Raw genomic sequence first — 9,716 nt, 5'->3', positions numbered from 1 at the left:
TTTCGGGATCGTATTCCACGGTCGCTTTTTCGGAGGCAAAGTTGACGTTCGCTGAAATGACGCCCCGAAAGCCGCGCAGGGCGTTCTCGATCGAGGTGACGCAGGAGGCGCAGTGCATCCCGGCTATAGAGATGAATAATTTTTCCTTCGCCATGAGGTCACCCCGCTAATATCTTGCAGATCCGCGTGATCGAATGGGAATGGGACTCCTCTTCTCTGGCCAGGTCGAGGAAGGTCTGTTTGGTCGTCTCGTCCGCCGCGCTCTCGGCCGCGCTAAGGTAGAAAGCCCTGGCGTCAACTTCATCTTTGAGGGCGATCTGGCAGACCTCCAGGTCGCTCGCTTCTTTATCGGCCAGATGCTCTTCGGTCAGCGGGGAAAGGGTCGCGCCGACATGTTCGAGCTCGTGCTCTTTGAGATCGCGATGCGTGGTATGTTTATAGATCCGCTTGAGCTGGTCGAAATGCTTCTTTTCCTCCTTCAGTATCTTTTCCAGCGCTTCTTTCCCCTTCGGGTTGACGATCCGGCGGGCGGCCCGGCTGTAATACTCGATCGCCTTCTTCTCTGATTTGAGCGCGATCAGGATAGCCTCGATATTATTATTTGCCGCGTTACTCATGAGGCTAATTATGACACCCCCTGGACACCGGGGTCAAATCCTTTTACCCTCACTTAACGACCCGCCAGCATCTCCGCCAGGTCGGCCTTAACTTCCCCCGTCGGTTTAATGGCGAATTTCTCAACCAGAACCCTCACAACATTCGGCGAGAGAAAGGCCGGCACGGTCGGGCCGAGGCGGATATTTTTGACCCCAAGATAAAGCAAGGCCAGCAGGACGATGACCGCTTTCTGCTCATACCAGCCGAGGTCAAAAGAAAGCGGCAATTCATTAACGCTCTTCACCCCGAACACTTCGACCAGTTTGAGCGCCACCACTGCCAGCGAATAGGAATCGTTGCACTGGCCGGCATCAAGGACCCGCGGGATCCCGCCAATATCGCCCAGTTCGAGCTGATTATAACGGAACTTGGCACAGCCGGCGGTCAGGATAACCGTATCGGCCGGCAAAGCTTGGGCCAGGTCGGTAAAATACTGCCGTTCTTTCAACCGGCCGTCGCAACCGGCCATAACAAAAAAACGTTTGATCGCCCCCGACTTCACCGCGGCAACGACCTTGTCCGCCAGGCTCAAGATAGTGTTGTGGGCAAAGCCTATCGTCAACTCTTTACCCGGCTTGTCCGACAGACCGGGGAGCGAGAGCGCTTTTTGGATCACCGCCGAGAAGTCCTTCTGTTTTCCATCTGCCCGATCGGCAATGTGGGAAACTCCCGGCCAGCCGGCCAGACCGGCCGTAAAAAGGTTGGACTGATAACTGGGCAACGGTTTTTGGATACAGTTGGTGGTGAACAAGATCGCGCCCGGAAAGTTCGCGAATTCACGCTGTTGGGCGTGCCAGGCCGTACCGTAATTACCAGCCAAATGCGGATACTTTTTCAGCCCGGGATAAGCGTTGGCCGGCAGCATCTCTCCGTGCGTGTAAACATTGATCCCCTTCCCCACTGTCTGCTGCAATAACTCGTCAAGATCAAGCAGGTCATGACCGCTGACCAGGATCGCCTTCCCCGCTTTCGTCCCAGTAGCAACTTTGGTTATCACCGGGTGACCGTAAGCTTCGGTATTTGCCTTATCGAGGAGCGCCATCACCGCCACCCCATTTTGCCCGGCAGCTAAAACCAATCCGACCAGTTCATCCGCAGAAATATCGCTCCGGACCGTCGCGGCCAGCGCTTTATGAATGAAGGCAAAGATCTCCGGACTGGCCTTTTTCAATATGTAAGCATGATTGGCATAGGCCGCCAACCCCTTCAACCCGTAAAGCAGGAGTTGTTTTAATGATCGCAAGTCTTCGTTCTTTTCGGCTAAAGCGCCAAGCGCCGACGGAATAGTGGCCCCGGTCTTCTTGACCAGCTCTTTGGCTTGAGCAATCTTTTGCTCCATTCTTTTGGGATCAAAATTCACATTGGTCACCGTCAGAAAGAGCCCTTCGACCACCAAGAGGTCGATCTGGTCATCAATGACTCCCCGCTGCCGGGCAGCAGTAGCCCAAATAGCCAGCCCTTGCAGCTGGGCGATCAATTCATCTTGTAAATTAGCAACCTCGGACGGTTTGCCGCACACGCCAGCTACCGTACACCCCTTATTCCCGGCCGTTTCCTGACATTGATAACAAAACATATTCATATTATTACCTCTTCTTTCTAATAAACCTGGGAGGGGATCCTCCAGACAAACACTTGGAGGAACCCCTCCCGCGAAACATTATCCAACAGAAACCCGATGCCGATCCGCCAACTCTCCCCGCTTCCCCTTGTTCCAACCATTCACCCGCGAAAAATAGCCGGTCACTCTGGTAATGTGATCGATATTGCGCCCACCGACCAGGATCTGCTCCAACTGCTGGACGGTGATCTGCGCCAGCCCTTTCGGCTCGATTTTCACTTTATCTTCCAGGCCATCGTATTCTTCGTGCCGGAAATACAGATTACCGGCATCATCGCTCGCCCACTGCACTTTCGAGCTCCTCTCCAACCAGGCGTTCAATTCATCTAAAGTCATATTTCACCCCCTTTCATTTTTACGCTCTTGCCATCTCTAAGATAGTCCGGTCGGCCAGCATCCCCCTGATCTTAGCCTGAACGGCGCCAAAACATGTTCTAACCTTGCACTTCGGGCTAAAGCGGCAACTCTCTTTCCTCAAAACGCAGTGGCTGATGGTCAGCGGCCCTTCGACCGCCTCGATCACATCGGCCAGTGAGATCCGGCGCGGATCAACGGCCAGACTTAGTCCTCCACACTTCCCCCGGCGGGTCAAAAGAAAACCGCGCCGAGCCAGCAACTGGACGATCTTGGCCACATGGTTATAAGGAACGTCGATCTCTTTGGCCAACGCTTCGCAGGTCGTCGCCTCCCCGTCCACCGCCAGACGGACCAGGATCCGGATCGCGAAATCAGAGGCACGCGTAATGTTCATAATAGGTATATGTTATACCTATTCAAATAATTGTCAAGGGCTATTTTCTTTCTGCTATACTTAACACCGTGAAACGAATCCTGCTACTGGCCCTCTGCCTGGCCTGCTGCGCGGCTGGCCACGCCGCCGCCGGCAACCTCCCCTTCCCCGAAGCCAAACGGCCAGTTTTCGGCCTCTCCCCCAACGTCTCGGCCGAGGTCATGGACGGGGTAACCGACGCCGCTTTTCTTGATTGGTTAGGCCGTTATGTCACGACCGAAGGGTGCCCGGCCGGCGCCTATCGCGTCCACCGCTACCTCGCCTACGACTACGATACCGTGTCGGAAGGGATCGGCTGGGGAATGCTGATCACCGCCATCATGGATAATGACGCCCACCCGACGAAAAGTTATTTCGACGGCCTCTGGCGCTATTACCGGGCCAATCTAAATAATTACGGCTTGATGAAATGGAAGATCTCCCGCGCCGGGATCGCGGATGATATCGAATCGGCCTCCGACGCCGACCAGAACGTCGCCCTCGCCCTCTTTTACGCCCACAAGCAATGGCAGGACGCCGATTATTTGCGCGCGGCCAAGGCTCTGCTGAAAAAGATCATGGCTTATGAGGTCGCGACCAATAAGCGGAAAGAATTTATCCTTAAGCCGGGGACCAAATGGGGCGGTTTTGGCATCACCAACCTTTCATATTACAACCCGGCCTATTACCGCTCCTGGGAAAGCTACGACCGCCGCTTCGGCCAGCTCCTCCGCCGGGCCGAAATGCTCTACGGCTATTTCTCCGCCCATTACGACACCGGCCTCTACCCCGATTGGTGCACCAGCAAGGGGGGAAGCACTTACCTTAGCTACAATTACACCTACGACGCCACCCATATCCCGCTAAAACTTGGGCTCGATTTTCGCTGGAACGGCGAGCACAGCCGGGAGCTAAAGAAACTGACCGCCTGGGCGGTCAAGGCGACGCAAGGCCGGCCGGAACTGATCGTCGACGGTTATCGCCTCGACGGGACGCCGACCGGTAATTATAACAACGCCCCCTTTGTCGGCCCGCTGGCCGTCGCCGCCTTGGCCGCGAGTAACCAACAGGCCTGGCTCGACAAGTGTTATGCCCAGCTGGTCGGCCTGGGGACCGGCGGCCGGTTCGGTTATTTCAATGACACTCTCCGGCTGATCTCTTTGATCATTATATCCGGCAACTGGCCTGACCTCTGGCCGACCAAACAAAAACAACCTGAACAATCCTTGCGAGGTTGGGGATAATTGGCTCGCCCATGTTGAGACGAGCCATCATGATCTTTGTTCTGGCTGATAATTGGCTGACCAGTCTGGTCAAGCGCCTTTTTCCCACTCGTTGGCGGCTGACCGGCCGCTGCCGGCAATGCGGCGAATGCTGCCGCCGGATCATCCTGACCATGACCCCGGCCCAGGTCCGGAGCCAGCTCTTCACCGGCCTCTCCGTCCGCTGGATCTCGTGGTTGTTTGGTTTCCGGCTGATCGAGATCGATCGCGAGTACCACTCGCTCATCTTCAATTGCCGGCACCAAACGCCGGAGGGTAAATGCGGCAACTACCGTTGGCGCCCCAACATCTGCCGCAATTATCCGCTGGTCGATTATTTTAAAGAGCCGCAGTTGCTACCGGGTTGCGGTTTCGTGAAAAACATCAGCGGTAAAACGATAGTGGAATAATTATCCCGAATTTCGATTCCCCATACTTTTCCTCCCGAGGCGGATCCGCCTTTGGCGGAAGTATGGGGATTCTTAGCATACCTGAATAGTTACGGCTGCCTTGGCTTTTTTAGCGGGGAAGAATCGAGATCAATATCTTTTTAAGTTCTTTCAGGTCAGCCGAGCAGGTTTCCCAAACAATCTTTTTATTAACGCCGAAATATTCATGAATTAAGCGATTCCTCATGCCGATCATCTGGCCCCACGGCATTGTTGAATATCGGGACTTTGCTTCCACGCCGACTTTGTTTGCCGCTTCTCCAATTATTTCCAGCTCACGGACGACAGCGTCAATGAGCATGTCATTGTCGCTGAATTGATCATAGGAAACATTCAGCAAGTACTTTTCTATTTTCTGGATAGCCTCAAAAATATGCTCGAGGTAAATCAGCTCATCTTTCATAAATTGTTTCGGCCTGTTTCAATACTTCCGCTCTAAAATGTTTACTGATCGCTTCCGATGTCAACAAATCAATTTTGTTACTAAGTTTTTTTTCAAAACTATTCTGAATATCAACAAATTTAAAAAAACCTATTCGCGCGGTTGGGGCGAACTCCACGAGCAGATCAATATCGCTATCTTCTTTCTGGGTGCCTTTCAGAAAAGAACCAAAGAGCGAAACCTTTTTGATGTCATTTCGAAATGGCCCCTGCTTAATCGCTTGACTGATGATTTCCTTGATTTTTTCCTTGTCAACCATATAGATTATCTTACTCAAATAATGCCCAAATGTCAAAATTCTCAGGCGGTTTCATGATCGCGTTGTGAGGAAGGAAGTTTTACCGGGCTGTGGTTTCGTGGAAAACATCGGCGGTAAAACGATATAGGTCGGCCTCTGGCCAGGCCTCGGCCGGCAAACCGGCTTTTAAGCAGACCTGTTTCAGGAATTCCGCGCGATCCCAACCCCACTCCACCGCCACTTGAGGCAACAAAAGGCCGGAGGCTTGGTCTTTCATTATGTACAACCCATCCCGGCCGATCTCTATCTCTTGAACATCTTTGATCTTCACCAAACGGGAGAGGACCGAGATCTCTATCGCCAGCGCCGGCAATTCGCTCTTGGTCACCGGGGAAAATCGCCGGTCTTCCGTCGCCGCCGCCACCACCATCTCCTGCACCGCCTGGAAGAGGGGCCTCGCCGCCGCGATATATCCGATACAACCGCGCAGTTCCCCCTCTTTTTTCAAGGAGACAAAAACCCCTCTCGGCTCATTGAGCGCCGGCTCGGGCGGAGTAAAGACCGGCAATTTCTTGCCGGCTAATTTATTTTCCACGGTCCGCCGGGCGATCTTCAACAATTTCTGCCGCTCACCAACCGTCAGCGGCACGGCGACCCGCTGGAAAGCGATCGCCGCGTAGCCGACGACTCGCGAGACATCACCGGTCGTGTCGCCGGAATTAGCTTGCTTGAGCAGTTCGGTCCGATTCGCTCCCAGGGCCGGGGTTAGCAGCAGAGCGGTGATCACCCCCGGGGCGGCACACGCTTCGCAATTCCCGTCCGCCAGGTCGCGGATAAACGCTTCCAGGCTCCCCGCCACCACATCCTTTATCCCTTTATCATCCAGCCGCTTAGCCAGGTCAGACGGGTGGTAATGCGACCAGTCGGTGCTGACCACGATCAGGGTCCGGTCATCGACCAGGTAGCTTAAAGCATAAGCGAGCGCCTGGCAATTAGCTAAGGAGATATTGCCGAAAAGGAGCGGGACGATCTTGAACTGGCCTAAAGTGGCTTGCAGGAAAGGCAACTGGACTTCCAGCGAATGCTCGGCAAGGTGAGGCTCATCGTCTACGACAAAACGGCTGTTCAGTTTGGTCAGATTAGCAATAAAATCACGGTCGACCGGCACGTTACCGAGCGGCGTGGCGAACTCGTCACAGCCCGGCAGCGCTATTTGGTCAAAAGAGAATTTGTGGCTGGCGCCGATCAGGATAACCCGATCGAACGACCGGCCAACCAGTTGCTGGTAACCGTAAGCCGCGACCTGGCCGGAAAACTGGTACCCGGCGTGGGGAACGATCAAGGCGACGAGCTCACCCGTGACCGGTTCGCCCGGCACTTTCGAAAGAAATTTATTTATCTGGAAGGCCAGCTCGGTTTTATCGGCCGGATAGAAAGAACCGGCGACGGCCGGCGGGCGCGTAGCCGCCAAACCGATCGTGACCGTAAACGACAGGGCCAAGCAGAACGTAACAAACCGGCGCATACCGCAATTATAACATTACTCTACTGGAACCTGCGACTGAACGTCGCGGTTCCAAGTATTTTTCTTTCTTGCGAGGAAACCGCGAAGTTTATTCGCAGGTTTCCGAGCAACAGTTTAACTCAGGACGCGCAGCAGAAGATAAAGCCCCACCCCGATCAAGCTTAAACCGCAGATGAGATTGAAGACCTTGGCCAATTGAGGGAATTTACCAGGCAAGATCGGGGCCAAGACGCCGATCAGGAGCAACGGCGAAAGCACCGTCCCCAAACCGAAAGTAAAGCCATAAAGAGCGCCCTGAAAAAAACCGCTGGCCAGGAACATGATCTCGGTCAGGACCGCGATCAGCGGCAGACAGGGTGCCAACCCAATGGCTAGCCCTAACACGATCGGACCTTGGGAGCGGCAGAGCCGATGATCATTTCCTTTCCCGCCCAGGACCAGCAGACCCAAGATAATGATAAAGGCGCCGGCCAGCGACCAAAGAGCCACGCCCCAAGCTCGGCTGTAAAAAAGCTGGAAGAGATAATAACCGATATAACCGACCACTCCCCCCAGCAAGGTGTAGACCCCTAACCTGGCCAAGCCAAAGAGCAAAGCGGCCTTCAGCCCTTCCTGCCAGGTCCGCCGCGTCCCCGCAATAAAAGGGAGGAGGATCGGCGCGCAAACCAGCAAGCAAGGGCCTGCCCCGATGACGAATCCCTGCGCGAACAGTGAGAGTAATTTGCCTGTCGGCATAGCGGCGTATATAATAACCCATATGACGGACAGCGGCAATCAGAAGACCGTTATTTTCCCCCTGGCTTTCGTCCTGACCGGCGCCGCCGCGCTGACCGCCCAATTCCTCCTGGTCCGCGAACTGATCAACTTCAGCGCCGGCAACGATCTGATCTACGGCCTGGTCATTTTCTCCTGGCTCCTCCTTTACGCCGGCGGCAGTTGGCTGCTCGGTAAATTCGCCCATAAAATAAAGGATAGAATATTTGCTTTTTCCGCCGGGCTCGCGCTGGTCGCCCTGCTCCTGCCGGGCGAGATCTTTCTGGCCAGGGTGATAAAAGTTATGGGCGGAGTGGCCGGCGGCGCTCTAGCCGGCCTGCCGGCCACCCTCTGGGCCACTGGCGCCCTGCTGGCGCCCCTGACCCTGACGCTCGGTTTCCTCTTCGCGCTGGGGAGCCTCCTCTTGGCCGAAAACCAGGCCGACCCGCCGCGACAGGTCGGCTTGGTCTATATTTACGAAGCCCTGGGCGCACTGGGCGGCGGAGCGGCTTTAAGCTTTTTCTTGATCATTTTCCTGGACCCGTTCCAGATCGCCGGACTCCTGAACTTACTGGCCGCCGTGACCCTGTTTTTCCTGGGGAAAAAATCAGCTCGCGGCAAGATCACCTTCATCGGCGGCGGACTGGCCGTGCTGGGACTGGCGCTCCTGCTGGGCGGACCATGGTTGAATAGCGTCTCGACCCAATTGAGCCTGGGCCCGCAACGGCTGGTCGAGGTCGCGGACTCGCCCTACGGCCGGATAATCGTCACCCGCTCCGGCCCCGCGACGATCTTCTACCAAAACGGCAACTTGCTTCTGGCCGGCGCCGACCGGCAAAACGACGAAGAGGTCGCTCATCTTTCCCTCCTGCCACGGGCCGAACTGGGCCGGATACTGCTGATCGGCGGCGCGCGGCCCGGCCTGATCAACGAATTAAAGAAATATCCGCTCCAGCGCCTGGACTGCCTCGAGCTCGACCAGAAATTGATCGCCTTGATCGGGCAATATTTCGGTCTGGACGCCTCGGCCAATATCCTGGCCGTTGATGGGGTCAATTATCTGCGGCAGACGAAAGAAAAATATGATCTTATCCTGATCAACCTGCCCGGGCCAAGCAGCACGGTCTTCAATCGCTGCTACACTTTGGAGTTCTTCCAATTGTGCCGCGGAAGATTACGGCCGGGAGGGATCCTGACCTTCCACCTGCCGACCGCCGACGCTTACCTGGGCCGGGAACTGGTCTTGCTCAACCGCTCCCTCCGGCAAACTGTCGGGCGCGTTTTCCCCCACGTCCTGGTCATCCCCGGCAATTACAATTACTTTTATGCTTCCGACGCGCCGCTCCCCAGTGAACGGGCCGCGCTGTTCAGGCTCTGGTCGAGGAAAAATATCAAGACCAGATATTTTAACAGCGCGGCGCTGGCCGGCCTCCTCTGGCCGGACAAAGTCAAATATTTACGTGCTGTTATTGAGGACGACCAGCCGACCCCGCTCAACACGGCGGCCCGGCCTGTTTCATATTTCTACGAGCTCCTCCTCTGGAGCCGCTTTTTCTCGCCGGCCCTGACCGGGCCACTACTGGCCATATTCAGGCTTGATCTTATTCAACTCTTGATCGGCTTGCTTATCTTTGGTTGCGGTCTAAATGTGTTGGCCAGGCTGGTCAAACCAACCCGCGCCCCCGCGCTGGTTTTCGTGCTGGGCGCGGCCGGTCTCGCCGCGCAATTGTCCGTCATCTATGCCTGCCAATCAGATTACGGCGACCTCTACCAATTGATCGGTTTATTGAGCGCCGCTTTCATGGCCGGCCTGGCGACCGGTGGTTATGCCGCTATTGCGCGAATTAGCGCGCGGGCGGAGCAAACTCCGGTTATCAGGTTGGCCGTCTGGTCATTGCTCCTGGTCCTGCTCGGACTGCACTTTACCCTGAAGGTCTGCCCGCTCCCGCTGGCCTCTTTTCTTATCGCCCTGCCGATCGGCGCCGTTTTCCCCCTGGCCG

The 9,716-nt window shown here is 55.6% G+C and carries 12 protein-coding genes; 3 read left to right on the top strand and 9 right to left on the bottom strand.

Features of this window, described 5'->3' with window-relative positions; translation table 11 throughout:
* The 5 genes from WC903_08985 to WC903_08965 all read right to left on the bottom strand — a co-directional run.
* On the bottom strand, positions 1 to 154 hold a 154-nt coding region (locus tag WC903_08985), incomplete at its 3' end, for a heavy metal-associated domain-containing protein (protein MFA5894079.1).
* A gap of 4 nt (positions 155 to 158) precedes the next feature.
* A complete protein-coding gene (locus WC903_08980; protein MFA5894078.1) occupies positions 159 to 617 on the bottom strand; it encodes a ferritin family protein in 459 nt (152 codons plus the stop codon).
* Positions 618 to 670: 53 nt separating this feature from the next.
* A complete protein-coding gene (gene hcp / locus WC903_08975; GenBank protein ID MFA5894077.1) occupies positions 671 to 2,239 on the bottom strand; it encodes a hydroxylamine reductase in 1,569 nt (522 codons plus the stop codon).
* A 78-nt stretch (positions 2,240 to 2,317) separates the two neighbouring features.
* Positions 2,318 to 2,614 carry an anaerobic ribonucleoside-triphosphate reductase gene (gene nrdD, locus WC903_08970; protein ID MFA5894076.1) on the bottom strand — a complete coding sequence of 99 codons (297 nt, stop codon included), beginning with the start codon at positions 2,612 to 2,614 and terminating at the stop codon, positions 2,318 to 2,320.
* 19 nt (positions 2,615 to 2,633) lie between these two features.
* Positions 2,634 to 3,029, bottom strand: coding sequence for an Rrf2 family transcriptional regulator (locus WC903_08965; protein ID MFA5894075.1), 396 nt, complete (start codon positions 3,027 to 3,029; stop codon positions 2,634 to 2,636).
* A 68-nt stretch (positions 3,030 to 3,097) separates the two neighbouring features.
* Between WC903_08965 and WC903_08960 the strand changes: the two genes are divergently transcribed.
* Together WC903_08960 and WC903_08955 are read left to right on the top strand one after the other, a co-directional pair.
* Positions 3,098 to 4,291, top strand: a complete 1,194-nt coding sequence (locus tag WC903_08960) for a glycosyl hydrolase family 8 (protein MFA5894074.1) — start codon at positions 3,098 to 3,100, stop codon at positions 4,289 to 4,291.
* Between the two features lie 11 nt (positions 4,292 to 4,302).
* The gene (locus tag WC903_08955) at positions 4,303 to 4,719 is read left to right on the top strand and encodes a YkgJ family cysteine cluster protein (protein ID MFA5894073.1); all 417 of its coding nucleotides are present in this window, start codon (positions 4,303 to 4,305) and stop codon (positions 4,717 to 4,719) included.
* Positions 4,720 to 4,828: 109 nt separating this feature from the next.
* Here the strand turns inward: WC903_08955 and WC903_08950 are convergent, their stop codons facing one another.
* From WC903_08950 to WC903_08935, 4 genes are all read right to left on the bottom strand, one after another.
* Positions 4,829 to 5,161: a DUF86 domain-containing protein gene (locus tag WC903_08950; GenBank protein MFA5894072.1), complete on the bottom strand. Its 333-nt coding sequence runs from the start codon at positions 5,159 to 5,161 to the stop codon at positions 4,829 to 4,831.
* Positions 5,151 to 5,459, bottom strand: a complete 309-nt coding sequence (locus WC903_08945; protein MFA5894071.1) for a nucleotidyltransferase family protein — start codon at positions 5,457 to 5,459, stop codon at positions 5,151 to 5,153. The genes WC903_08950 and WC903_08945 overlap by 11 nt, the downstream gene beginning before the upstream one ends.
* A 79-nt stretch (positions 5,460 to 5,538) precedes the next feature.
* Positions 5,539 to 6,963 carry an AmmeMemoRadiSam system protein B gene (gene amrB, locus WC903_08940; protein MFA5894070.1) on the bottom strand — a complete coding sequence of 475 codons (1,425 nt, stop codon included), beginning with the start codon at positions 6,961 to 6,963 and terminating at the stop codon, positions 5,539 to 5,541.
* 114 nt (positions 6,964 to 7,077) lie between these two features.
* Positions 7,078 to 7,698 (bottom strand): sulfite exporter TauE/SafE family protein, encoded by a 621-nt coding sequence (locus WC903_08935; GenBank protein MFA5894069.1) that lies wholly within the window; start codon positions 7,696 to 7,698, stop codon positions 7,078 to 7,080.
* Positions 7,699 to 7,720: 22 nt separating this feature from the next.
* On the opposite strand from WC903_08935, the gene WC903_08930 reads away from it, so the two are divergent.
* Positions 7,721 to 9,716, top strand: a 1,996-nt coding sequence (locus WC903_08930) for a hypothetical protein (protein ID MFA5894068.1), incomplete at its 3' end; no start/stop codon positions are given.

The sequence above is a fragment of the Candidatus Margulisiibacteriota bacterium genome (assembly GCA_041658645.1).
Taxonomy (GTDB): Bacteria; Margulisbacteria; WOR-1; order O2-12-FULL-45-9; family XYB2-FULL-48-7; genus JBAZZV01.
Note: the sequence above shows the minus strand (reverse complement) of the source record. Positions and strands in the feature narration are given on the sequence as shown.